Origin of the sequence: Brevibacillus porteri (genome assembly GCF_003013475.1) — a bacterium.
Lineage (GTDB): Bacteria > Bacillota > Bacilli > Brevibacillales > Brevibacillaceae > Brevibacillus > Brevibacillus porteri.
On record NZ_PXZO01000001.1, the window covers coordinates 281,350 to 306,918 of the forward strand.

A 25,569-nucleotide genomic window follows, 5' to 3' on the forward strand; every position below is an offset into this window, starting at 1 on the left:
GTGGGGTTAGAAGGCCAATATTTCTGCCTTGGTGCAGGATATTGGCTATTTCTTATTGAATTTAACAATATATGGTTTTTAATATACATGAAAAAATAACGATTAAGGATGGGGAAATTGAAGAAGAAACTGTGGATCTTTGTACTACTTATACCAATATTTATAGGAGGTTTTTATTTCCTTGTGAAAGGTAATCCGCCATTGGATATTGGTACCCTTGCTTCAAGCAATGATCATAAATCTGTTGTTGTGGGAATTGGTAATAAGGGTTTTGGTGAAGTGAAAATATTGGGTGTTTCAGTTAATAACGATGAAAAACCATCAAAAACAAAAGTACAAGTTAGTAATGCTTTACAAGGATTCATCGTAACTGACGATTATGATAATAAGGAATCAATACCCTATGGATTTCAGAATATAGAGGATATAGCGATGAAAGCTGGCACATCTACGAAAAACGATGAAATTTATGGACTGAGTGTTATTTATCATGAATCAATAAACAGAGTGAACATAAAGTACAGCTATCTTGGGATTACATTTGATGAAATGGTGTTCTTTAAAGTGGAGGTAAATTGATGAGCCAAATGAAAGTTGTACCTGTCGGAGTTCCTTGGATGATCAGTCCCTCACATGATTTTGCGAGTTTTACTGGTTATGAGGATCGGGAAGTAAGCGTGGAAGTGATGTGTGGATATAATAAAAAGCGCTACGACGAGGTTATGACTAAGCTACACGAGCAATACGGGGATGACATTCCAGACGACGAATACAATAAAGCAGGTAATGCTATGATCAAAATTACATTCAAGGCGATCGGTCTTTTTACGAAATACGGTAAAATGGACGGTTACGAACGATATGATTTCAGCATGCTTGATCCGTACTATGACGGAAGCTTATCTATCAGTGATGAAGCCCGTTCTTGCAAACAAGAGGGCGATGCCTTTGTTTTTCGTCCTGAAATTGAACAATTTGTTCAACATAAGCTAAACAATTTGTGCAAATCGTTCAAAGGCAATCGAACAATGTACATGTAGAAAAAGTACGGATAGAATGCGGATCTAGTTTATTTTCAGTTGAAAAATATAATTGACATGAAAATTCCCACATGATCCCGATGTTCATTGGCATGGCGCCGTTGTATACGATGATGTCCAAGATGCACATCTGAAACAGCCTGTTTTCGTTGATGCTCATCTACACGGTCATGCTGATTCCATTTTGTACGATCATCATGTCTGGCTTTTTCCAACGGATACCCAACGCTTTGGAGGAAGCAGCAATGATGGACGGCTGTTCCCGGTTGAGCGCCCTGTTTCGCGTCATCGTGCCGATCATGCTCCCCGGAATTGCAGCCACGTTTATTTTCGCGTTCGTCCAATGCTGGAACGAGCTGATTATGGCAGTTCTGTTCATTGATGAAGAGTCAGTCAAAACGATTCCCGTCGCTATGAATGCCTTCATAAAAAAATACGATATTGAATGGGGAGCGATGTCGGCAGCTACGGTGCTGTCAGTCATCCCGACGATGCTGTTGTTTGCCTTTTGTCAAAAGTACTTGGTGGAAGGGCTCACACAGGGTGCTGTAAAAGGCTAGAGGTAGTCCCGCATGCCGGCTTGATACGCTGTCTCATCGTTGTTTTCCAGACCGAATAGCGCTTCCTCCAAGGCGAATGTACTACGGTAAAATCGCATCCTTGTCATCACCTGCTCAAGCTGGGGGTACACCGGAGTGAAGTGCTGCAAAAACGGTTCCCCGTAGCTCGCGCAGAGTCCTGCGAGGTCGTATGCCGGATCGCCCACACCCGAGCCGCCAAAGTCAATGATGACTGTGATGCGCTGTTTTATCGGGGAGTACAAGATATTCCCTGTGCCAAAATCTCCGTGAGTCAAGCAAGGCTGAAAATCAAAGTGGGCAGGGTTTGCCAGATACGATTCGAACCGCTTTGCTACATCCTTTTTTGCTTGCTCACGCATAGCTGGGAACAAGTGCGAAACAATCTGTTCATATAGCTCAGTCAACTGCTTGGCCATGTCAAAATCGCCAGGGATGAGCTCCGGGAGCAAGGAGGAGACGGGAAGCTGGTGCAGTTCATGAAGAAATTGTGCCAGTTGGGCAGCGACAGTCGGTACCGAATTTTGACGAGAGGCTACTTGAAAAGCTTCTCGGGTAAAAGGCTCACCTTCGAGTAGCGGATATCCGGCAAACACCCGCCCAGGTATTTCCTCGGCAAAGGACAAATAGATCGGAGCCGGAATCGGCAGGGAGAGGTATGGTTTTACCATGCATAAAATGTGCGTTTCGATCTTCAGTTGCTCGATTCCGGGGGTATATTTCGGGAAGCGAAACACGTACGCGTCATTGACGATGAGCACATCATTGTTTTGGCCCATCTCGTTAAAGTAGGCGGAAGTGATGGCCAATTCCGGATACGTTGCTTGAATGTGTTGGATATACGCTTGCGTTGTCATCATGATTCTCCTTCCAATACTCCGCATTTCGAAAAAAGAGCACTCTCCCCAAAGGAAAGTGCTCTTTCGTATTTACGATGCTGCCAGTTCAAATCTGACGAGCGTTTCTTTGGTGTCTGCGAGCTTTTCTAGTTCAACAATTCGCCAGTTATGGGAGATTGTCCTGCGCATCCACGTCAATGCATCGTCTGGTAAGCGTACGTGGTGCAGCGCTGTGTCCTCAACGTGATAATCGTGCTCTGCTTGGATGTTGTAGCGTTTGTTCAGCAAAAACTTGATCCCGTTAAAAGTGGTGAACTTGATTTGGTAGCCTTCGCGAATCGCAGCTTCCAGCGTAGAGGGATCATTTTTGGACAGTTCAAAGAGATGGGTGTAATCGTACTTGCCGCCCTCCACGTCCGAAAAAGGCGCAGGGTCACCTGTTCTCAGCTTGTGGATGATTTCCTCATCGACGAATCCATGGGCACGGGCTGCCTCTAAGAGCATCGTTTCCCACTGGGATAGTTTTACGGTAGACATGGACTGTCCCCTCCTCTTATCACGATGTAACGGTACAGACTCGCCCGCTTTCTTCTAGTATAAAGCAACGAAATTGTACTTCTCAACTACAATTCCGACTGTTTTAGTATGAAAAGTGCGGCGAACTGCTTTGATTAGGATGAAAGCGAGGAGAGCTTCTTCTTTTCACGCGGCTCCTTTGAGGTTGTGGTCAAGGTCACGCCTGCAATGATGAGAAACGCTCCGAAAAACTGTACAGCCGTTACAGGCTTTGCCAGCAATAGTAAGCCAAACAGCATGGCAATAAACGGTTCCAGATTGGCAAACATCGCGGCTTTGGCAGCGCCCACCTTCTGTAGTTGACTGTTCCAGATTAAGGTCACAATGCCGTGCATGATGACAGCGGTGACAAACAAGAGAATCCAGGATGAGAGGCTGGTGCTTACCGTGGCCGTAGGGATGCTGATCAGGACAAAAGGCAGCATCGATCCGAAGCCGATCAAATTGGATACGAGCGTCGTCACGAGTGGAGGGAGTCGATGTCCCAACAACCTGACGAGTATGATCGAGGTCGCGAATGTCAGCATCGTCAATATAATCCAAAGGATACCTACATCAAAATGCAGCTCTGCCCCTGTATAAATGACGAATAAAACGCCTGATGTACCGATTACCGAACCGATTGCCATGCGGCCAGTCAGTGATTCTTTCAAGAACAAGGCAGCCAAGAGAGCGGTTGTAATCGGCGTCAGCGCCAGGATCAGAGCAGAGGTGGTCGGATCAGCTGTTACGAGCCCTTTGTAAAAGGACCACTGGTTGATGAATACGCCGACAACTCCCAGTACCGCGAGCAAGAACCAGTCCGTACGAGTGAGCTTTGGCATTTTCAGACGCCCTCTGGACCAAATGAGCAGAAACAGCACGATAAACAAGAGACGCATAGCCGACAAAAAGAGCGGAGAAAACTCTGCAACGAGCATTTTCCCGAAGACGAAATTGCTGCCCCAAGCGGTTACGCAAAAAATGAGCAGCAAGTAGGAGCGTAGCATAGGATTCGTTCCTTCCTGTGGGTCAGCGAGTGTGATCCGGCTTTCGGATGTACCGTTTCCATAGCCAGGTCATGCACAAGTAGGCCGTTAAGACCAGAGCTGTACATAAGGAGGCAATCCAGATTGCCATCATCGGATCGACGTACATCCGGCTGCTATAGCCTGCGACGAATCCCATTACTGCGCTGATCAAAATGAAAGTAGGTGCCTTCCCCTTCGTCAACACGATGACGATGACAGGCAAAAACAGCGAGGCATACATAATGCCAAAGAAGAACAGCAAATCCAGCAAGGTCGGCTGGAAGTAGATCGTCAAACCATACGAAAGCGCACCGATAGCAATGGCAAGGATGTAGCCCAAACGGATTTTTTGCCGTTCTGAAGCGTCTGGGCGGAACAGCTGATAGACGTTGTTGACCATCAGACTGATCATGGAATGAAGACCTGCACCAAAAGCGGACATGATCGCACCGAAGGCACAGAGGACAAATAATACAAGCAATATCATCGTGTCAATCTTGCGTACGAGATCAAACAACAGCGAGTAAATATCATCAAAGCCGCCCGTAAAAAGAACGATGATGATCAGCGAGGAAAACGCCAGTGGTACGGTGGCAAAAATGAGTCCGGACACCAGAAAGGTAGGGACGATCTTTTTTTCTTCCATCATATAGAGCCGCTGCCACGATGCCTGATCGACAAACACTTGACCAAACCCAATCAACAGCCCGGTAATGATAAAAAAAAGACCCTCGTTGTTGTTGAGCACCAGAAGGTAAGGATGGTAAAGACGCAGTCCGTTATAGACATGCTCGACACCTTTACCGACGAAAAAGTAGACGGGAATCAGGATGATGGCCGCAAACGTAATGACAATTTGCACGATGGCAAAACGATGGATCGAGCGAATACCTCCGATGCCTGCAAACAGCACACAAAATCCAAAAAAGCAGAGCAAGCCGAGCGGGATCGGTAAGCCAAACAAGATGTTCAGCAATACGCCACCAGCCATTCCCTGGACGAACATCGCTTCAATCGTGGTAATCAAAAGGATGATGATCATTAGCCAGTAACCAAACGGATGTAGCTTGTCCCGCATGTAATCCCCGATAGTCATCCCTTCTGATAACTCACGGCGGACCTTACGCCCAAGCAGTCCAAACATACTAAGGGCAAATGCTCCCATCAAAGCGAAGCCGATCCCGCCAAATATCCCGTATTTGACGAGTGCTTCTGGTGAACCGAATATTGTGTTTCCAGTCACCCAGCGGGCGAGGATAGAGACGACCCCAAGCCCAATGCCGATCTTTGCTGCACCTACCACGTATTCGCGAAACGATAAGTAGGTCAAGATGCATTCCCCTTGTCCCGGTATTCTTTCGGGGTTTTCCCCACTACCTTGCGAAAAATGGTGCTGAAATAGTGTTGGCTGTTGAAGCCAGTCCGCTCGGCAACCGTCGATATGCTCCAATCAGGATGAGCAATCAGGAACTTCTTCGACATTTGAATGCGGTACTGCATTAAATACTCGGAAAATGAGACACCTACTTCTTCATGAAAACGGCGACTCAAATAGGTAGGATTGATATGGACCTCTGCGGCAAGATCAGCCAGATTCAGCTTCTCCGCGAATTTTTGATGAATGATGTTCATCGCATCGGAAATAATTCGGGTGTAAGCGGAGAGGGCAGGGCTCTTCTGATATTTTTGCAGAATGTCGACCAGCTCGCTCTCAATGACGGGCTTCGTGATGTAATCCACGACACCGAGGCGGATCGATTGCTTGGCATAATGAAAATCTTGATAAGCCGTGACAATGATGAGCTCGATGTCTTTGTGCTGGGCTCTCAGCTCTTCGCCAAGCACCAGCCCGGATTTCCCCGGAAGATTAATGTCCAGAAAGGCGAGATGAAGAGGAACCTTCTGGCTGATCGCCATGGCCCTGCTGCCATCTGCGGCCTTGTAGAATTTCCACAAGGGGAACATGGGCTGAATCAAATACTCGAGCTGGTCCAGCTCCAATGGTTCGTCATCCACGAGTAGTACGTTCATCTTCTCACCTCAGATCGATTTGTTCATAAGTACAGGGCCACCTGACAGACACAAGAGTTCCTCCCTCAGATATCGGAGCAAGCTCCAGATGTGCATGATCACCAAAACAAAGGTGGAGCCGCCTGCGGATGTTGTCCAACCCGTGACCGCTCTTCTCATGTGGCTGTTCCGTTTCGATCTCACTTTCATTCTGGAAGGCTGTGAGTCTGGAAGAACCGTTGTCGATGACCGTAAGCAGGACATCGTCATCTTTTCGGCTTATGCGGATGTCTAAGATAGCTTCGCCCATTTTTCTTTCTAATCCATGCTTAAATGCGTTTTCCACAATCGTCTGCAAGACGAAAGGGGGAATGGATGCTTGCAAGATATCATCTGCACAATCTAGTTGAATCCGGAGCCGATCGCCGAAACGCAGCTTTTGAATCTCCAAATATTGCTCCGTGTACGTAATCTCCCGCGCCAATGAAATCAATGGCTCTGTGGATTTATATTTAAATTTGAGAAACTGGGAGAGGACTTCGAGCGCTCTCACCAGTTCCTTCGTTCGGTTCAATCGCGCCAGACTCAGAATGACATTTAGCGTATTAAACAAGAAGTGAGGCTGGATTTGTTGATTCAACTGATTGTAAAGCGCTTGCTGCAACTCTTTTTCCAGCTCGATCTTCAGATTTTTGTTTTCTAACAGATCAATCCGCTTCTCGAAAATGAACAGAAACAATAAAGCAATAGCTCCTATGATAGGAGCCAAAATAAACAGCAGAATGAGCAATGTGAAACCTTCGAAGCTTATCATGAGATCCCTTCTGTATGGATAGATTTTGCAGTTACCATCATATCATGCTGCTTCGTGATCTCTTGCGTTTTTAGAAAATTTTAATCTCTCTATTACTAGACTTGGACGATGTGGCACGCAACTTGGTGTGTGTTGTGCAGGCTGGTCAAGCCAGGCACTTCTGTTTTGCAGCGATCAATCGCATACGGGCAACGCGTATGGAAGCGGCAGCCCTGCGGAGGATTGATCGGAGAAGGTACATCGCCGCGCAGAATGATCCGCTCTTGCTTTTTGCTTACGTCCGGTACCGGGATCGCAGACAGGAGTGCCTGCGTGTAAGGATGCTGCGGGTTGTCGAACAGCGACTTTTTATCCGCGATCTCTACCACTTTACCGAGGTACATCACCATGACGCGATCCGAGATGTGACGAACGACGCCGAGGTCATGAGAGATAAACAAATACGTCAACTTGAACTGCCTTTGCAATGATTTCAGGAGATTCAGCACTTGAGCCTGAATGGATACGTCGAGTGCCGATACGGCTTCGTCACAAATGATCAGCTTCGGTTGCATCGCGAGTGCACGGGCAATCCCGATCCGTTGGCGTTGTCCGCCGCTGAATTCATGCGGGAAGCGGTCAATTTGATCCGGACGCAAACCTACATAGCCGAGCAGCTCGATAATACGCTCGCGGCGTTGATGCGCAGGTACGATATTTTGGATCGCCAACGCTTCCCCGAGAATAGCGGATACCGATTGGCGCGGGTTGAGTGAAGCAAATGGGTCCTGGAAAATGACCTGCAAATGCTTGCGCATGTCGCGCATTTGCTTCTTGGACATCGCCAGCAGATCTTGTCCTTCGAATAGTACCGTTCCGCTCGTCGGTTCATCCAGACGGAGGATGGCACGACCGGTAGTGGATTTTCCACAACCGGATTCGCCTACAATACTCAGTGTTTCACCTTCATGGATCGTGAAGCTAATGTCATCCACGGCTTTTACGTGGTTGACGGTACGGCCTAAAATGCCGCCTTTGATCGGGAAGTGCTGCTTGAGATTTTTTACTTCCAGCAGTGGTTTTTTCGTTGGATTCGCTTGTGTCGTCATCATGGTCATACCCCCACTTCCGTAGCAGTCTTGGTGTCGCCGTCCCACTCAGACGTATACATCCAGCACCGTACTTTGCTTCCGTCTGCATACGCCAAGAGCTCAGGAAGCTTCGTATTGCACAGCTCTGTTGCATGCGGGCAACGTGGAGCGAATCGGCATCCAACTGGCATGTTGAACGGACTTGGTACATTCCCTTTAATCGCTTGCAACTCTTCCACGTCCTCATCCAGACGGGGGAGGGAGTTCATCAGCCCCACTGTATAGGGATGGCGTGGATTCGCAAACAAGTTTTGTGCAGTCGTGTACTCCACGACTTTTCCTGCGTACATGACCGCAACGCGATCGCATGTTTCGGCAACAACGCCCAGATCGTGGGTAATCATGATAATGCTCATGCCCATTTCGACTTGCAGCTTTTTCATCAGCTCGAGAATCTGGGCCTGAATCGTAACGTCCAAAGCGGTTGTCGGTTCATCCGCGATCAAAATTTCCGGGCGGCAGGCGAGAGCCATCGCAATCATGACGCGTTGGCGCATACCCCCAGACAATTCATGCGGCTCTTGAGTCGCGCGTTTTTCCGGGGAAGGAATACCGACCAGACGCAGCATGTCTACTGCTTTGTCCCATGCTTCCTTCCGTCCCATGTTTTGGTGCAGGCGCAATACCTCTGCGATTTGTTCCCCAACCGAATAAACCGGATTAAGCGAGGTCATTGGCTCTTGGAAAATCATCGAAATCTCGTTGCCGCGGATCGTGCGCATGTCTGCTTCTGATTTTTTCGTCAGGTCTTGCCCTTTGAAAAGGATTTCTCCTCCTACAATTTTTCCCGGAGGACTGGCAATCAAACGCAGGATCGAGAGGGAAGTGATACTTTTTCCACAGCCCGATTCTCCTACCAGACCTAGTGTCTCTCCTCTATTTAGAGAGAAATCAACGCCGTCCACTGCTTTACTGACGCCATCGTCTGTGAAAAAATGCGTTTGCAGATTGCGAACGTCCAGGATGATATCTTGTTGTTCCGGCATGGTGATCCCTCCTTAGTTCAGATCAATTCGTTTATTAAAGTAGCGATACAATACATCGACGAGTAGGTTCACGAATACGAAGATAATGGAAGCGATCAGTACGCCGCCTTGTACGACAGGCAAATCACGCATGCGGATCGCATCGACAATCAGACGACCCAAGCCGTTGATGGCAAATACAGATTCTACGAGAACCGTACCACCCAAAAGAAATCCGAACTGCAAGCCAACGACCGTAATAATCGGGATCAACGCGTTTTTCAAAGCATGCTTGTAAATGATGACTGTTTCACGCAGGCCTTTTGCTTTCGCTGTGCGGATGTAGTCTTGACGCACGACGTCGAGCATACTGGAGCGAGTCATACGAGCAACGATGGCAGCCCCAGCGGTACCGAGTGTGATCGCTGGCAAAATCATGTGCTTCCAGGTGCCCCAGCCTGCAACAGGGAAGAGCTGCAGCTTGACGGAGAACGTGTAGATCAAGCTCAAGCCGAGCCAAAAGCTTGGCAAGGATACACCGAGCAAGGCAATAACCATGATCGTAATATCAGCAGCAGAGTATTGCTTGGTAGCAGAGACGATACCTGCGATCATACCGAGTACAACGGTTACAAAAATACTGGCGAGTGCGAGTTCGATGGTAGCAGGCAATCGCGCCATAATCTCATCCCACACGGGAAGATTAGAGCGAAGTGACGTACCTAGATCACCTTGGAACACGTTAAAGACATATTGCGCGTACTGAACCATGATGGGTTGATCCAAGCCGAGTTGTGTACGCATTTTTGCAATCGTTTCTGCAGAAGCGCCTTCACCGGCGAGCAATACAGCCGGGTCGCCAGGAACCATTTGCATGATCAAAAACACGACCAGAATGACACCGAGCAGGACGGGAATCATCTGCAGCAGGCGACGGATAATGTAAACAAACATGAAGATTTCCCTCCTATTGTTTCATTCGTGGATCGAGAGCGTCCCTGAGGCCGTCCCCAAAGATGTTGAAGCCGAGAACAAGAGTTGCAATAGCGAAACCTGGGAACATGGCCAGATGCGGAGCGGTAAACAAGAAGTCGCGTCCGTTACTAAGCATGGCGCCCCACTCCGGCAGAGGAGGCTGTGCTCCCAGTCCGAGGAACGACAGGCCAGCGGCGGATAGAATCGCGGTAGCAAGGCGCATCGTTGCCTGTACGATAATAGGAGACAAAATGTTTGGAAAAATGTGTCTAAAGATAATCGTGAAGTCATTGGCACCGAGTGAGCGGATCGCATCGATGTACTCCAGTTTTTTTACGGTCAAAGTAGAGCCGCGGACGATCCGTGCAAATACAGGAATCGAGAAGATACCAACGGCGATCATAACGTTAAAGAGACTTGGCCCTAAGGCACTGACAATGGCCAGAGATAGCAGGATTCCCGGGAAGGCGAGCAAAACATCGATGATACGGGAGATGACCGTATCTACCCAGCCTCCGTAGTAACCGGATAATAAGCCAAGAATAATTCCGAAAAATGCACCAATAAAGACGGCGACGAATCCGACGGACATCGAGAGCTGCGTTCCGTATAAAAGACGGCTCATTACATCCCGACCTTTGTCATCGGTACCCATCCAGTGCTCAGCAGATGGTGGCTTCAATTTGTTAACCAAATCAATCTCATAGGGATCGTAAGGAGCGATGAATGGTGCCAACAGGGCAATCGCGATGTAAAAAATCACGATACAGCCGCCTACCATGGCGAGTTTGTTTTTTCGTAGTTTCCTGTAAAAAGTCCGCCATCTGCTAGGGCGTGCAGCCGCTGCTTTCGGCGGAAGAGCTTGATTAGTTGGTGCAATCTCAACCTTCATGGTGTAACCCCTCCTTTGCTTACGTCAAAGTTATCAGAAAAATGTACGAAGTAAAGGCAATTTGAACAAGTCGTAAAAATAGTGAAAATAGACGTAAAGATTGTGCAAATCAAGTCTTCCGGCTTCCTAGATAATGGGGGAGAAAGGAATGGAGAGAGACAAAGAGAGGGTGGATAATGGATGGGCGTTACCTATTGGTTGACCAATGTTCGTTTGGAGACGGGCTACCGTCGGGAAAACGGTGTCGTCACGGGGACAGAGGCATCCTTGTTTCACATTTTGGTAAAAGACGGAAAATTCGCGCGTATTGTACCAGCGACAGAGAAGCTTACAGACGGTATTTTGCAAAAGGATGCAAAAGGCTTATTGGCACTCCCATCTTTCGTAGAGAAGCATGTTCATTTGGACAAAACGCTTCTGGGAGAACCATGGCGGGCCGTCATTCCTGTGTCCAATATTATTGAGCGTTGCGAGATTGAGAAGCGCACACTGCCAGGACTGCCGACAACTACACAAGAGCGTGCGGAGAATCTGTTGGAGATCCTCTCGTCTTATGGCTCGACACACGTACGTACACATGTGGACATTTACCCAGAAGTGGGAATTTCCAATTTGGAATCAGTAAAAGCAGCATTAGCAACCTACGCGGATCGAGTCACCCACGAGATCGTGGCATTCCCGCAGCATGGCTTGTTGCGTACAGATGCAAAAGCACTCTTGCATGAGGCATTGCGCCAAGGTGCGACTCATGTCGGGGGCGTAGACCCAGCTAATGTGGATGGCGATATAGAAGAATCTTTGCACCAGATGATGGAGCTGGCGGTAGAAGCAAACGCAGGTGTGGACTTGCATTTGCATGACCCGGGACATTTGGGAACCTACACAATGAAGCGACTAGCAGCAATGACCGTAGACGCTGGCTGGCAAGGCCGGGTAGCAATTAGCCATGCGTTTGCGCTCGGAGACATCCCTGTGCAGGAAGCAGAAGAGATGGCGACGATCCTACGGGAAGCGGGCATTACGATCATCACCAGTGTGCCATTTAGCCGCGTTATTCCACCTGTGCAGCTGTTGCACCAAAATGGCGTCGACGTTGCGGTCGGCTGCGACAACATTTTTGACACGTGGCAGCCATACGGAAATGGCGATGTGCTGGAGCGCCTCTGGCGACTTGCTGAACGCAATCGTTGGCTGGACGAGTTGTCTCTGTCACAATCGCTGCGTTTTATCACAGGTGGCAAAACGACGCTGGATGCCAACGGAACACAGCTGTGGCCTGCACAAGGTGAAGACGCTAGCCTGATCCTCGTGGACGCGACCTGCTCGGCAGAAGCGATCGCGCGCCGTGCAGATCGACACGCTGTATTCTTCAAAGGCACTCTCGCTTCTGGTCAAGTGGAAGAAGTGAACGTTTAAGAGGGGGAAAAGCCGGTGAAATCTTCTCCTTATTGGATCGTCAACGCTCGATTGGAAAACGGGTATGAGTGGGAAGAAGGCGTGATCAGTGGAACGCGGACAGAGCTGTGCGATTTGCTCATTGAGCATGGGAAAATTACGCGGATTGTCCCTTCCAGTGAGATTTTGGAGGATGGGCTACCTAAAAAGGACGCGAAAGGCTTACTGATTTTGCCGTCTATGGCCGAGAAACACATTCATCTGGAAAAAACGTATTACGGCGGCCCGTGGAAGGCAACAACTCCCGTAAAAAACTTGTTCGAACGCCACGCTGAGGACAGAGGGCTGTTGCCAATGTACCTCAAACAGGCTCAGACAGGAGCAGAAAATATTCTCTCGCTGCTGGTGGAAACAGGAGTTACACATGTAAGAACACATTGTCATGTAGACCCACAGGTTGGTCTTGGCTTTTTGAAAGGAATGAAGAAGGCGTTCGAGACGTATGCAGACCGTGTCTCCCACGAAATCGTTGCTTTCCCGCATTATGGCATGCTGCGTACACAAGCGCGAGACATGGTACGTGAGGCACTGCGTCAGGGCGCCACTCATGTAGGCGGCGTCGATCCGGGTGGAGTAGACGGCGACATTGAGCGTTCTCTGCAAACGATGCTAGAGCTGGCAGTCGAAGCGGATGCCGACATTGACATGCATTTGCATGATCCGGGGCATCTTGGCGTATTTACGATGAAGCGCCTCGCTGTTCTGACGGAAGAGGCAGGCTGGCAAGGACGTGTCACGATTAGTCACGCGATGGGATTAGGCGATGTTTCGCAGGAAGAAGCCAGAGAGATGGCACAACGACTCGCCTCCCTTGGTATCTCCATTGCATCGACCGTGCCCATCAATCGCCCGACCATTCCGATTCCGTTGCTGCATCAAGAAGGGGTTGCCGTCATGCTTGGAAACGACAGCTTGACCGACAACTGGACACCCTTTGGCAGTGGAGACTTGTTAGAAAAAGCAGGACGACTGGCTGAACGCTTTCGCTTGACGGATGAAAGATCGTTAGGCGTAGCACTCGGCTTCGTGACAGAAGGGCGGATCACTCTCGATGAAACCGGGAATTGCGTGTGGCCATTGGTTGGAGATGAGGCGAGCCTGATGGCGGTCGAAGCGACATGTTCAGCAGAAGCTGTTGCGAGACGTGCCAAGCGCAAGGTCGTTCTTTTCCAAGGCAACCGGGTAGCGGGTGAGTGGTAGTACTACTTTTAAATAGAAAGGATGTCATGGATAGATGTCTACAGCCTATTGGATTACCAACCTCCGCTTGGAGAGCGGATACCGCAAAGAAAACGACAAGGTGGTTGCTACAGATACTGAAGTGGCGCATCTATTAATCGAAGACGGACGAATTGCACAGATCGTGAGTGGAGCTGCTCCACAAACGGAGCTGCCAACGAAGGATGCCAGCGGTCTGTTGGCACTGCCGTCATTTAGGGATATGCACATCCACATCGATAAAACGTACTATGGCGGTCCTTGGAAAGCCGTGACACCAGTGAAAAACATCTTGGGTCGACTAGAAGAAGAGAGCCAGCTCATGCCGAAGCTGTTGCCAACAGCACAAGAGCGCGCAGAAAAAATGCTGGAATTGCTGCTGTCCGCAGGCTCCACCCATATTCGTTCCCATTGTAATATTGATCCGTACATCGGACTTAAAAACCTGGAAGCGACTATGGCAGCCCTGGAGACCTTCAGCGGCAGATTGCAGTGCGAGGTCGTTGCCTTCCCGCAGCAAGGTCTTCTGCGAAGCAATCAAGTGGAGAACATCCGCCAAGCCTTGAAAATGGGCGCGACCTACGTTGGGGGTGTAGACCCGGCGACAGTGGATCAAAACATCGAGAAATCGCTCGCTACCATTTTTGAGCTGGCAGTCGAAGCGAATGCTCCAATCGACGTTCACTTGCATGACCCGGATCATCTCGGGGTGTTTACATTCAAGCGTCTGGCTAAAATGACCGAAGAAGCAGGATGGCAAGGTCGCGTTACGATCAGCCATGCCAACTCCCTTGCTGACATCAGTCTGGAAGAAGCAGGCGACGTAGCTGAAATGCTCGCTGGATTGGGCATTTCGATCACTTCCACCGTACCGGTGAACAGAGGGACGATTCCCATTCCATTGCTGCATGAAAAAGGTGTCTCCGTCTCTCTCGGAGACGACAGTATTACCGATCACTGGTCGCCATTTGGACAAGGCGATAGCTTGGAAAAAGCAGGTCGCTTGGCAGAGCGCTTCCGCATGCAGGATGAGCGTTCACTGTCCCAAGCACTGGGCTTTATTACAGGCGGGAAGACGCCGCTGGATAAAGAGGGCAACCGCATGTGGCCGAATGTTGGCGACGAGGCGGATATCGTATTCGTTCACGCATCCTCGGCAGCAGAAGCAGTTGCACGCCGTGCGAAGCGTCAAGCGGTCATGTACCGTGGTAATGTTGTTTCCGGGGTTTTGTAAAATCGAAAAGGAAAGAATAAAAAGGCAGAACCACAGGGTTTTGCCTTTTTTTTTTGGTAAGTGTCTATAGTGGCCATAATGTGGAATTTATTTTCGTTTATATTGGTTTATTCCAATTTTATTAAACAATGGATTTTATTTGAGTTACTATTAGTAAAACTCATATTTTTCAGACATGTTTTTGGGGGTGTCATTTTGTCGTTCATTGCAGAGACAAAAAACGTAGAACGTACGTTTGGTAGAGGGGCAACTGCCGTCAGAGCGCTTGCGGGGGTAAAAATGCGTGTAGAATCAGGACGATTGCTCGTACTAAAAGGCAGATCAGGATCAGGAAAAACGACTCTATTAAACCTTTTGGGTGGTCTCGATCGTCCGACGGCAGGAAGCGTGTACTTTCAGGGAAGAGAAATCGGCCAGCTATCGGATCATGAGCGAACGAAGATCAGGCAAAAGAACATGGCATTTATCTTCCAGTCGTTTGGTTTGCTTCCGCTGATGTCAGCCGCTGAAAACGTCGAGTTTGGACTCCGCCTGTCAGGGGTGCCTGCTGCCGAATGGAGGGAGCGTGTTCGCGAATCGCTGGATATCGTTGGGTTGTCCAAACGGGCGCATCATCGGCCGTTTGAGATGTCCGGTGGCGAACAGCAACGCTGTGCGATTGCCAGAGCTGTTGCGAACAGGCCGACACTACTATTGGCGGATGAGCCAACAGCTGAGCTGGATAGTAAAACGGGTCTGCAAATTAGCCGTTTGTTTCGCCAACTGGTCGATGAAGGTGCTATGAGCATTGTCATGACGACACATGATCCTGGTGTAATGGAGGTGGCGGACGATGTCTATGAATTGGAGGACGGTCGTATCAAGGAATAGCAAAATAAAATGGGCGTACTTGAGCGTTTTCCTTTTATTGACGGGCTGTTCCCTATTCCCTAAGGAAGAGGAGGTTCTGGCTCCGCCATTAGTGGAGCCGTCGCCTATCAAATACGAGGTGGCAGAAGTTTTACAAGGGCCGATCGTAAAAAGTGTGAAAGGAAACGCCTCCTTCACGACCGTGAAAACGGCGGAGCTCTCTTTCCCAGAGACGAAGGGACTGCGGCTGAAGTCGTTCTCTGTCCAAGGCGGCGATCAGGTGAAAAAAGGACAGGTACTTGCTGAATTGGATGCGGCTGAAATGGAGAGGTCGATCGAGTCGGCCCGGTATGAACTGGAGAAGGCAAAGCTGGAGCTGCTTGAAGCCCAGCAGGATAATCACTACGAAGTCGAATCCGCCAAGCTGGACGTTTTGAAGGCAGAGATGAACGCCAAGGTAGACGAGACCAAGCTAGCCAAGATCGAATTGAAAAAGGTTAAGCTAGACTTGGCGAAATTGCAGGATCCCAAGAAGCAGCAGTACGTGGTGGAGCGTGCCAGGCTGAACGTGAAGCAAAAAGAGATGGACTTGAAGAATCTGCAACAGCGTTGGGCTGAGACCAAGCTGATCTCGCCTTTTGACGGAATCGTGCTTTTCGTAAGCAATCAACAGGTAGGGGATGAGGTGGAGGCGCATCAAAAGTTGGTAACGATAGGCGATCCGAACAAGCTGTTCGTGGTGTATACCGCTCCCGAGAAAGAGGCGCTGCAAGATGTTAGGGAAGGGATGAAAGTGATTCTCTCGGGCAAAGACGGCGAAAAAGGCGAGGGGACAGTTGTTCAGACGCCCCTGCATGTCCCTTCCAATTTACCAGAGGATTTGACGAAGCTGTATCAGAGAAGTCTACTCATTACACCGAAAATCCCTCCAAAGGGCTTGGAGATCGGGACAGGAGTCAGTATTGAAGTGATTGTGGACAAGGAGGATCAGACGCTTTTTATACCGAGAAAAGCACTTCATGAATTATCAGGCAGGAAGTACGTTCGGGTGCTCGACGGAAATAGCAAGAAGGAAGTGGACGTGGAGACCGGTATCATGACCCAGACGGAGGTTGAGATTCGCAAAGGTCTTTCGGCAGGCCAACTGGTTATTTTGGAATAGGGGGACAATGTCGTGGCGATGCTGCAAATGATCTTGCGGAAAATGATGAATAACCGCTGGCTGGTCGGCAGTCTGTTGATTGGTCTGATCGTCGCTGTCGGATTGGTATCGAGTATACCCGCATTCACGTCAGGGGTACTCCAACGCATGTTGACCAAGGATATGGAGGAATACCAGAAGAATGTGAACCGCTTCCCCGGTGGCTTGCTGATCGCGGTCAATCAAAACAAACTGGGAAAGAATGGGGCGGTACTTGTAGAAGAAATGACCGCTCATCTGCAAAACGAAGTAATCGCTGAACTGGATGTTCCGGTGTATGCAGGAGTGACAGTTTTGCGGACCATTCCGTTTCAAGCCATTCAGGAAAACATACAGCCGAAGAGCTTGCTCAGTTCCGACAGTTCGCGGATCTATTCGCTGAGCGGACTTGCGCAGCATATGACGCTTGTCGACGGTCGCCTGCCTGCTGCAACACCCGTTGATGGCGTGTACGAAGCACTGGTAACGGAAAAAGCGTTAAAGGACCGCCGGATGGTGCTAGGCAGTTTGTATGAGCTGACCACGAACCAGGTAGAAGGACTCAAGGTGCGAATCAAGCCGGTCGGTGTTTTCAAGGAAAAAGAGGGGAACGATCCGTATTGGTTTGCTTCGACCAGTGAATACTCCGGTGGCTTCGTATTGGATGAACGGCTTTTTCGGAGTGTGTTTTTGGAAGAGAAAAATCTGGTCATTTCAACCGAGATGTATACGGCCTTTCACTACCAATCTTTTCGGATCAGCGATACAGAGAAGCTGAATTCATTGGTGGCCGGAATCGAAGGGAAGCTGCAACAGCATGGATTGAAAAAAGCGGAGATCAACGTTCAGTTTCCGGCGGCTAGTCTCGTGGGCAAGTACAATGAGCAAGAGAAGCAATTCAAAACCATTCTCTGGTCACTCTACATCCCCATTTTCATTATGCTGGGCCTTTATCTCGTGATGGTTTCGGGATTAATTGTGGAAAGGCAACGAACGGAAATCGCAGTGCTGGGCAGCAGGGGGGCCAGCAGAATGCAGATTTTTTCTATTTATTTCATGGAGATCGCCATTCTTGGGGTATGTGCTTTTCTGATCGGTCCCTTAGTGGGGATTCAGCTCAGTAAGATCCTTGGCGTCTCGAATGGATTTCTCGAATTTGTCGATCGCAAAGGTTTGGATGTCACGATCACTCCGGAAGTATTCGTGTATGCTGCGTGGATGGTGCTTGCCTGTATCACACTTGTTTTGATTTCTGTGTTTCTGGCAACCAGGCAAAATATCGTCACGCACAAGCAAAACATGGCGAGAATGAGTGGATCCGCCATTTGGCACCGGCTGTTTTTCGACGTATTGCTGCTTGCGATATCGTGGTATGGATGGTATTCCTATCAAAACGCCGCTGAAACCGCAGCAAAAACGAGCGAAGGGGCTACGGCGATCTCGATCGATTTCCTTCTCTTTTTTGTGCCCGTTCTGTTTTCGCTCGGTTTTGGCCTGCTGCTTCTCCGGTTGTACCCGTGGCTCCTGCGTCTGATGTCTTGGGCAGGACGCTCCTTCTTCCCGCTTTCTCTGCATACGACGCTGGTTCAGGTAGGGAGAGCTCCACGTCAGTATCATTTTCTCATGCTGTTTGTGACGATTACGGTCGCAGTAGGAATGTTCAGTGCAAGCATGGCACGGACGATCAATCAAAATGCAGAAGAGAGAATCCGTTACCAAATCGGCGCGGATATTCGTTTGAAGGCAGAGTGGCAGAGCGACAAACCGGAAGTAACGGTCTATCGGGGAGGAAGAAATGCGGAAGAAGGCGAGGAAGCAGAAGTGGAACAAGCGCCTGCAGCTCCTCCCGTTCAGTATGTAGAGCCGGACTTCGAAGTGTACAGTCGATTACCTGAGGTTGAGCATGCAACAAAAGTCTTTGTGAACGGCCTGGCGGAGGCTTCTTTTCGGGGCGATCCTGTGAAGGACGTCACCTTGATGGGGATCGAGCCCAAAGAGTTTGCTAAGACCGCTTGGATGAAGTCTGACTTGCTGCCGCATCACTTCCACGAGTATTTGAATTTGATAGCAAAAGAACCGCGTGCCCTATTGCTGTCTCGCAGCCTCGCTGACAAGCTGCACGTGGTGGAGGGACAAACCATCCTGCTCGGTTGGGGGGATTCTCGCAGGGTTGAAATGATTGTGTATGCTATCGTGGATTACTGGCCGGGATGGAATCCTGCGCCTGTAAAAAGTACATATGGAAGCAGTATGGAAGAACAGTATTTGGCAGTCGCCAATCTCCCGTTTGTGCAAGACAAGATGCGCATGGAGCCTTATGAGGTTTGGATTAAAATGAAAGAGGGATCCTCTTCTGAATCGCTGTACAAAGGTCTGTCACAAGAGGGAGTCAAGCTCGCCATGCTGAATAATGCCAAACAGCAAGTGATCCAGATGAAAAACAGCGCATTTTATTTGGGGCTGAACGGATCGCTGACGCTTGGGTTCCTGCTTTCCATGCTAGTCACCTTTATCGGCTACGTGATGTACTGGGTGCTTACTCTTGGAGCCAGAAAATTGCAATACGGCGTGTTCCGGGCGATGGGAATGCCATTCAGACAGCTTCTTGCCATTCTTGCGTGGGAGCAGCTCTTGACGTTTGGCGTCGCTTTTGCGATGGGAATGATAGCGGGCAAGCTGGCAAATAGCCTGTTTTTGCCTGCACTTAGTCTCTATTTACATGCCGATAAGCAAGTTCCTCCCTTTACTGCCATTTCGATGCTGCAAGATGAACAAATCATTTATACGTTCATTGCCGTGACACTGGTTATCGGAATCGGGATCGTTGGTATTCTGCTGTCACGGATGCAGATCCATCAAGCCGTAAAGCTGGGGGAGGACTAATCAGATGATCGTATGCGAAAATTTGGTGAAAATCTACAAGGCAAATGACCTGGAAGTGGTCGCGCTGCAAGGGTTGGATTTGCGTGTAGAGACCGGAGAGCTGATGGGGATCATTGGGAATAGCGGCAGCGGCAAATCAACGCTTTTGAACATGCTGGGAGGGCTGGACCGTCCCTCGGCAGGAAAACTTTCCGTCGCGGGAGCTGATTTATTTCGATTGACGACTTCCGAGCTGGTTCAGTATCGCTTGCAGACCGTAGGCTTTGTCTGGCAGAACAACGCCCGCAATCTGATCCCGTATCTATCCGCACTGCAAAATGTGGAGATGCCAATGCTTTTGCGGGGCAAGCGAAAAAGGGAGCGCGCCCACGAGTTGTTGGAACTGGTGGGGCTGGGCCACCGAAAAAAGAACAAGCTGAGCGAACTTTCCGGCGGGGAGCAACAACGGGTAGCCATCGCGATCGCGTTGGCGAACGAGCCCAAGCTGCTTTTGGCAGATGAGCCGACTGGCAGTGTAGATACTCGAACGGCAGCTATCATTCTCGATTTGTTTCAAGAACTGAACCGTTCGTTTGGGCTAACCGTCGTCATCGTGACTCATGATTTGGAGCTGGCGCGCAAAGTCGATCGTGTCGTAGCCATTAGGGATGGGAAAACGTCCAGCGAGTTGTTGCGGCGAAAAGGAACAGAAGAAAACACTTCCGAGTCTTCGGATGAGTCAGCTAACGCGGACACTCATGAGGAATTGGCGGTGCTTGATCAGGTGGGGAGGCTGCAGATCCCAATGGAGTACCTCCAGGCGATCCAGGCGGACGGCAAGCTCCGAATTGAGCTGGAAGAAGATCGAATTATCCTAAAGGCGCCTGTAGCCTCCACAAAAACAGACACGTGAATGTGACGTGTCTGTTTTTTGTTCAGCTAGTGGGATATGCCTGTACCTAAAATGCATGGCACCAGCATAAAGGATCATCTCCCCCACAATGAGGGCAACAACCTCCTGTATATCGAAGGCGAATTTGATCTGAATGGAGCACACCATAGTCGGTAATCGGTTCTACGCCCGGGATTGGTTCATCTGGTATCTCGCGCACTTTCATGTCCGACCACTTTCCGCTCCAGGAACATATCCTGCACGTTAATCTCTCAGCTGTAGGGTGCAGCGCATTCTCGATGACGATCATACATTCTTGACTGTTGGTATGACAAGTAGGACAATCGTGAAGCTTCATGATTCATCACCTCTCAAGTTTGCATACATCCCCAAAATAATCGACAACGACATCACGGAAGTCTTGGGCAGCTCGCGAAATGTATCGACTCTTGTGCCATAATAAAGCGATTTCCCGTACCAATTCGTGATTCTCTACTCGAAGATACTTGATTTGTTCACGAGAATCTCTTGCCGTGCTTGGTATGAAGGCTATGCCAATTTCTGCTTCCACTAGCTGGATTAGCCTTGCAGGTTCATCTCCCTCATATACATATTTAGGTGTGAATCCAACCGACTTGCATATAGAGTCTACGAAATCGCGTGTCCCGTACCCTTTCTTTACACCGACGAACCATTCATCTTTTAGATCTGTCAAAGATACGATGCTTCGGTCTGCTAGTCGATGTCCTCTTGGAACAGCTACGAGAATAGGGTCAATGAAGACGATTTGACATTCAATGCCATCCACTTGGATAGGAGGAGAGGACAAGCAAAAATCGATCTCTCCTCTATGAAGAAGCGTAACCATTTCCTGCGTGGTGAGCATTTGTACATGAAACTGGATATCGGGTCGCTTTTTCCGAAACTTTCGAAGGATATTGGGCAGCGTGCTTGCCGTAGTCACCGCCAATTCAAGCGTGCCATGTTCCGGGTTGGACAAATCGTGAAGCTCCAGCTCCCCCTGTTCCAATTCAAACAAAGCTCTTTCCACCCGGCAGAGGAATTTGCTTCCGAACTCATTCAGACGCAGCTTTCTCCCTTTTCGATCAAATAGCGGGATTCCCAGATCCTCCTCCAATCGTTGAATCGTTTTGCTTAGGGACGATTGGGTCACATGCAGACTTCGTGCAGCTTCGGTCACGTGTTCCATCCGAGCTACCGTGAGAAAGTATTGCAGTTGAAGAAGCTCCATTCAGCACCCTCCGTTCATTCCTTCCAATCAATGAAATTATAACGTGAAATGCGTTGGAGTAAATGTTTGATTTCCAGTACGATATCATCAAAACGCTTAAGGGGGCTAAAAAATGGGGGCTCACAGCAGGTGGTTGATGATTTCCGTTGGACTGGGGATATTATTGAACCCATTAAATTCTTCGATGATTTCGGTTGCGATTCCAAGGCTGCAAGATGTGTATCGTCTTGACTTCACGGTTGTCTCGTGGATCATTTTCTCTTTCTACATTGCGAGTGCGATCGCTCAACCTGTTATGGGAAAAGCAAGCGATTTGTTCGGCCGCAAGAAGATATTTCTTACCGGGCTTGTCGTATCCTTCGTAGCCTCAATATTGGCTCCATTATCACCAAACTTTGGATGGCTCATTGTGTTCCGAATTGTGCAATCGATCGGAACCAGCATGATGGTTGCGGTTGGAATGGCTATCGTACGAATTCATATTACGGAGAAACAAGCGACTGCGCTTTCCGTACTGTCCATATTCCTATCCGGAGCAGCAGCGATTGGACCTTTTGTTGGCGGGGTCTTGCTTCATTATTGGGACTGGTCTGCGATCTTTCTCATTAATATTCCGTTCGTGGTGGCGAGCTTGCTAGTAGCCTGGAGGATGATTCCAAAGGATGAATCGGCAGCATCTGCTGCACATAACATGTCCTTTCGAAAATGGTTGGATTTGATAGATGCAACAGGGATCGTGCTCTTCGCAGTGGGTCTGGTTGCATCGCTCGTTGGATTACTGTCAGCAAAATCATCGGGGCATGTCTCATGGTGGCATATCATGGTTGGAGGGAGCGGCCTCGTTACACTGGGGGCTTTCGTACGACATGAGTTAAAAACGACTTCTCCGTTTATTCCTCTACGGACATTCGCCAAGTATCCTGCAATGACGTGGGTCAATATCGAATTCATGCTCGTGAACGTCCTTTTTTATTCGCTTTTTTTCGGGCTTCCGTCCTACTTGCAAATGGTTCGTCATGTCAGCGAGTTTCATACAGGAATTCTCATGCTCAGCTTAGGTTTATGCTCACTTGTGGTGTCTCCACTAGCAGGAAGATGGATTGATCAATCAGGACCTCGGCCTGCATTGCTCGCATCCGCCATTCTTATGACATTTGGGTCATTGTGGCTCGTGACGTTAAATCAAGATTCACATGTGATTCGTGTATGTGTGGCGTTAGCAGCATTCGGTATTAGCAACGGGTTAAACAATGTAGGAATGCAAGCAGCCTTGTTCAAAAGTTCTCCAAAAGAAATCATCGGAGTAGCATCCGGATTATTTCAAACATCCAGATACTTGGGAACCATACTCTCCTCGTTGTTGATCGGCATTGTAATGGGAGATAAGTTTAGCGCCGAGGGGTTGCAAGTGCTTGGCATTATCCTCACGACAATCGCATTGTCTTTGGTACTGATGAGTTGGCGACGGGAATCAAGGCAAAGGGGGGAGTCGTAGGTTCACCCATCCCTATTCAAAATCGCAGGCATGATTCATCACAAATTGTTTAAATTTTTCAGTGGCAGGTGATAAATATCGCCCTTCTACCCAAGCAATGCCAATGGTACGTTGACACTTCGGGCTTTTGACAGGGATTTGTGTGATCTTACTCTGGTCCGTTCCCTTTAAATTGGGCAAAAGGGAGATTCCCAGTCCAGCAGCGACTAGTCCTGCAACGGTATCTGCTTCCTCTCCTTCAAATGTAATCGGAGGTGTAATGCCCGCCTCTTGAAACAATTGCTCGACGGTAATACGAAGGGAGTACCCTGCTTTTAAATGGATAAATGATTCATCTGCAATCTCTTCCAACGTAATCGAGGTACGATTTGCATATTTGTGGTCTTTCGGGACAATCACAAAAAGTTCTTCATTCCAAAGCGGCTTCCATACAAAGGGAGATTTCATATCCATAGGAGCTAGTAGACAAAGATCAAATTCTCCTCCTTGCAACTGATTCATAAGCGTATGGGAGGGACCTTGTCCGAGTCGAAAATGAATGTTTGGGTAGTGGGAGCGAAAAGAAGCCAGTAAATCAGGGATACGACTGGTACTTAGCGTGTGCAGAAATCCAAGAGACACTTCACCCTTATCCGGATCAAGTAAATCCATGATTTCTTGTTTTCCTTCATGGAATTCCTTCATCATATTTTCGACTCGCTTTAAAAAGAGATGACCATATTTATTGAGCCGAATCGAACGTCCCTGACGGTCAAATAAGGGCACGCCTACTTCATCCTCAAATCGGGCAATCGAACGACTAAGGGCAGACTGGGAAATCGAGAGAGCTTCGGCAGCATGTGTCACGTGTTGGATTTTTGCCAGTGTCTGAAAATATTCAAACTGTTGCCATTCCATTCGAAAGCACCACTTTCCGTTCGGATTTTTCATTACATAAATGCATGAAAAACATGATTATAATGAATTATACATCATAGATAAATGGTGATACCATGAAACCATAATCATCCTGAAATGATATGGTGATCACATGATACAACAAGGCACGCCACTCTTCCGCAAAACCAGCTTTGCTTTCTTTGCCGCTGGTTTCAATACGTTTGCCATTCTTTACTGCGTACAGCCTTTATTACCGGAATTTTCAAAAGAATTTGCGATTAGTCCAACGACAGCAAGCCTTTCCCTCTCCATTACAACAATGGTTCTTGCCGTCAGTATGCTCATTTTTGGTTCGTTGTCTGAAGTATGGGGACGCAAGCCAATCATGATCGTTTCCATGCTCGCTTCATCTGTGTTTTGTATTCTCACAGCATTCAGTTCGAATTTCCATGTTCTCCTAGTATTTCGAACGATTGAAGGAATTTCATTGGCCGGTTTACCCTCCATAGCGATGGCGTATCTTGGAGAAGAAATCGAATCCAAAAGTCTGGGAGCGGCTATGGGTCTCTATATATGCGGCAATTCAATTGGGGCTGTGTTTGGCAGGGTTTTCTCAGGAATGATGAGTGACTACTTCGGCTGGCAGATCGCAATAGGGGGAATTGGTCTCATAAGTTTAGCTGCCACACTGATTTTTTGGAACACCTTACCACCTTCCCAACATTTCAAGGCGCGCCCATTCGTCATTAGAAAGTTAGGTCTGTCTTTAATAGACCATCTAAAGGCTCCACGTCTCATTTGTTTATTTGTCATCGGCTTTTTACTTTTAGGTAGTAATGTAGCGTTGTTCAATTACATCGGTTATGTATTGCTCGAAAAACCCTATTCACTCAGCCAAACCTTTATAAGCTGGACGTTTTTAATTATGATCATCGGAATGTTCAGCTCTGTCTGGACAGGAAAATTAATCGATCGTCACGGTAAGCAAAGGCTGTTATTCATTAGCTTATTCCTTGCATTAATCGGCGTCTGTTTGACCTGGGAAGCGAATCTCCTTATGAAGATAGTAGGGCTTGGATTTTTTACTTTTGGATTTTTTGGAGCTCATGCCGTTGCAAGCAGCTGGGTGGGACAGCTTGCTTTACAGAACAAAGCACAGGCCTCTTCCTTGTACTTGTTTTTCTACTATACGGGTTCAAGTGTAGGAGGAACACTCGGAGGATTGTTTTGGTCCGCATACGGATGGGGAGGCGTCATCAGCATGAATGTCGGCTTTCTCCTAGTTGGCTTCATACTTTGGGCGTGCGTCTCAAAAATGGTACAGAATGCGAAGAAAGTGACGAAAATAGCCAACACTTGTGCCCCAAAATAAAGAAACGGAAAAACTCAGTATCGTTTTTGTGATACGAAGTCTTTCCGTTTCT

The 25,569-nt window shown here is 48.5% G+C and carries 24 protein-coding genes; 12 read left to right on the forward strand and 12 right to left on the reverse strand.

Features of this window, described 5'->3' with window-relative positions; translation table 11 throughout:
* Positions 1-183: 183 nt before the first annotated feature.
* The 3 genes from C7R92_RS01345 to C7R92_RS01355 all read left to right on the forward strand — a co-directional run bounded on the left by C7R92_RS01345 (position 184) and on the right by C7R92_RS01355 (position 1,600).
* Positions 184-579, forward strand: a complete 396-nt coding sequence (locus C7R92_RS01345; RefSeq protein ID WP_244195611.1) for a hypothetical protein — start codon at positions 184-186, stop codon at positions 577-579.
* Positions 579-1,040, forward strand: a complete 462-nt coding sequence (locus C7R92_RS01350; RefSeq protein ID WP_106832956.1) for a hypothetical protein — start codon at positions 579-581, stop codon at positions 1,038-1,040. The genes C7R92_RS01345 and C7R92_RS01350 overlap by 1 nt, the downstream gene beginning before the upstream one ends.
* 152 nt (positions 1,041-1,192) lie before the next feature.
* Positions 1,193-1,600: a carbohydrate ABC transporter permease gene (locus C7R92_RS01355; protein WP_244195618.1), complete on the forward strand. Its 408-nt coding sequence runs from the start codon at positions 1,193-1,195 to the stop codon at positions 1,598-1,600.
* Here the strand turns inward: C7R92_RS01355 and C7R92_RS01360 are convergent.
* From C7R92_RS01360 to nikC, 10 genes are all read right to left on the reverse strand, one after another.
* Positions 1,597-2,475 (reverse strand): phosphotransferase family protein, encoded by an 879-nt coding sequence (locus C7R92_RS01360; protein WP_106832957.1) that lies wholly within the window; start codon positions 2,473-2,475, stop codon positions 1,597-1,599. The genes C7R92_RS01355 and C7R92_RS01360 overlap by 4 nt on opposite strands.
* 72 nt (positions 2,476-2,547) lie before the next feature.
* Positions 2,548-2,994, reverse strand: a complete 447-nt coding sequence (locus tag C7R92_RS01365) for a hypothetical protein (protein WP_106832958.1) — start codon at positions 2,992-2,994, stop codon at positions 2,548-2,550.
* A 134-nt stretch (positions 2,995-3,128) separates the two neighbouring features.
* On the reverse strand, positions 3,129-4,022 hold the full coding sequence (locus C7R92_RS01370) for a DMT family transporter (protein ID WP_106832959.1): 894 nt from the start codon (positions 4,020-4,022) through the stop codon (positions 3,129-3,131).
* A 22-nt stretch (positions 4,023-4,044) separates the two neighbouring features.
* The gene (locus C7R92_RS01375) at positions 4,045-5,373 is read right to left on the reverse strand and encodes a sodium:solute symporter family transporter (protein ID WP_106832960.1); all 1,329 of its coding nucleotides are present in this window, start codon (positions 5,371-5,373) and stop codon (positions 4,045-4,047) included.
* Positions 5,370-6,074, reverse strand: coding sequence for a response regulator transcription factor (locus tag C7R92_RS01380; protein ID WP_106832961.1), 705 nt, complete (start codon positions 6,072-6,074; stop codon positions 5,370-5,372). Before C7R92_RS01380 ends, C7R92_RS01375 begins: the two co-directional genes overlap by 4 nt.
* Positions 6,075-6,078: 4 nt before the next feature.
* Positions 6,079-6,867 carry a sensor histidine kinase gene (locus C7R92_RS01385; protein WP_106832962.1) on the reverse strand — a complete coding sequence of 263 codons (789 nt, stop codon included), beginning with the start codon at positions 6,865-6,867 and terminating at the stop codon, positions 6,079-6,081.
* Positions 6,868-6,962: 95 nt separating this feature from the next.
* Positions 6,963-7,958, reverse strand: coding sequence for an ABC transporter ATP-binding protein (locus tag C7R92_RS01390; protein WP_106832963.1), 996 nt, complete (start codon positions 7,956-7,958; stop codon positions 6,963-6,965).
* A gap of 2 nt (positions 7,959-7,960) precedes the next feature.
* Complete coding sequence (locus C7R92_RS01395) at positions 7,961-8,983, reverse strand: ABC transporter ATP-binding protein (protein WP_069845678.1); 1,023 nt, start codon at positions 8,981-8,983, stop codon at positions 7,961-7,963.
* 12 nt (positions 8,984-8,995) lie between these two features.
* Entirely contained in the window at positions 8,996-9,916 is a 921-nt protein-coding gene (gene nikB, locus C7R92_RS01400) for a nickel ABC transporter permease (RefSeq protein ID WP_017250978.1), read from the reverse strand.
* A gap of 13 nt (positions 9,917-9,929) precedes the next feature.
* Positions 9,930-10,829: a nickel transporter permease gene (gene nikC / locus C7R92_RS01405; RefSeq protein WP_017250979.1), complete on the reverse strand. Its 900-nt coding sequence runs from the start codon at positions 10,827-10,829 to the stop codon at positions 9,930-9,932.
* Between the two features lie 180 nt (positions 10,830-11,009).
* Between nikC and C7R92_RS01410 the strand changes: the two genes are divergently transcribed.
* From C7R92_RS01410 to C7R92_RS01440, 7 genes are all read left to right on the forward strand, one after another.
* Entirely contained in the window at positions 11,010-12,245 is a 1,236-nt protein-coding gene (locus C7R92_RS01410; RefSeq protein WP_106832964.1) for an amidohydrolase, read from the forward strand.
* Positions 12,246-12,260: 15 nt separating this feature from the next.
* On the forward strand, positions 12,261-13,484 hold the full coding sequence (locus C7R92_RS01415; protein WP_106832965.1) for an amidohydrolase: 1,224 nt from the start codon (positions 12,261-12,263) through the stop codon (positions 13,482-13,484).
* A 34-nt stretch (positions 13,485-13,518) separates the two neighbouring features.
* Positions 13,519-14,736, forward strand: a complete 1,218-nt coding sequence (locus C7R92_RS01420) for an amidohydrolase family protein (RefSeq protein WP_106832966.1) — start codon at positions 13,519-13,521, stop codon at positions 14,734-14,736.
* 195 nt (positions 14,737-14,931) lie between these two features.
* The gene (locus tag C7R92_RS01425) at positions 14,932-15,606 is read left to right on the forward strand and encodes an ABC transporter ATP-binding protein (RefSeq protein WP_106832967.1); all 675 of its coding nucleotides are present in this window, start codon (positions 14,932-14,934) and stop codon (positions 15,604-15,606) included.
* Complete coding sequence (locus C7R92_RS01430) at positions 15,569-16,747, forward strand: efflux RND transporter periplasmic adaptor subunit (RefSeq protein ID WP_106832968.1); 1,179 nt, start codon at positions 15,569-15,571, stop codon at positions 16,745-16,747. Before C7R92_RS01425 ends, C7R92_RS01430 begins: the two co-directional genes overlap by 38 nt.
* Before the next feature lie 18 nt (positions 16,748-16,765).
* Positions 16,766-19,648 (forward strand): ABC transporter permease, encoded by a 2,883-nt coding sequence (locus tag C7R92_RS01435; RefSeq protein WP_244195619.1) that lies wholly within the window; start codon positions 16,766-16,768, stop codon positions 19,646-19,648.
* 4 nt (positions 19,649-19,652) lie between these two features.
* On the forward strand, positions 19,653-20,540 hold the full coding sequence (locus tag C7R92_RS01440; protein ID WP_069845662.1) for an ABC transporter ATP-binding protein: 888 nt from the start codon (positions 19,653-19,655) through the stop codon (positions 20,538-20,540).
* Between the two features lie 343 nt (positions 20,541-20,883).
* Here the strand turns inward: C7R92_RS01440 and C7R92_RS01445 are convergent, their stop codons facing one another.
* On the reverse strand, positions 20,884-21,771 hold the full coding sequence (locus tag C7R92_RS01445) for a LysR family transcriptional regulator (RefSeq protein WP_106832970.1): 888 nt from the start codon (positions 21,769-21,771) through the stop codon (positions 20,884-20,886).
* Positions 21,772-21,883: 112 nt separating this feature from the next.
* Here C7R92_RS01445 and C7R92_RS01450 point away from each other — a divergent pair, with 112 nt between their 5' ends.
* On the forward strand, positions 21,884-23,266 hold the full coding sequence (locus tag C7R92_RS01450; RefSeq protein WP_106832971.1) for an MFS transporter: 1,383 nt from the start codon (positions 21,884-21,886) through the stop codon (positions 23,264-23,266).
* Between the two features lie 12 nt (positions 23,267-23,278).
* Here C7R92_RS01450 and C7R92_RS01455 read toward each other — a convergent pair whose 3' ends face one another.
* Positions 23,279-24,163: a LysR family transcriptional regulator gene (locus C7R92_RS01455; RefSeq protein ID WP_069845655.1), complete on the reverse strand. Its 885-nt coding sequence runs from the start codon at positions 24,161-24,163 to the stop codon at positions 23,279-23,281.
* 133 nt (positions 24,164-24,296) lie between these two features.
* Here C7R92_RS01455 and C7R92_RS01460 point away from each other — a divergent pair, with 133 nt between their 5' ends.
* Positions 24,297-25,517: an MFS transporter gene (locus tag C7R92_RS01460; RefSeq protein ID WP_069845653.1), complete on the forward strand. Its 1,221-nt coding sequence runs from the start codon at positions 24,297-24,299 to the stop codon at positions 25,515-25,517.
* The last annotated feature ends 52 nt before the right edge of the window (positions 25,518-25,569 follow it).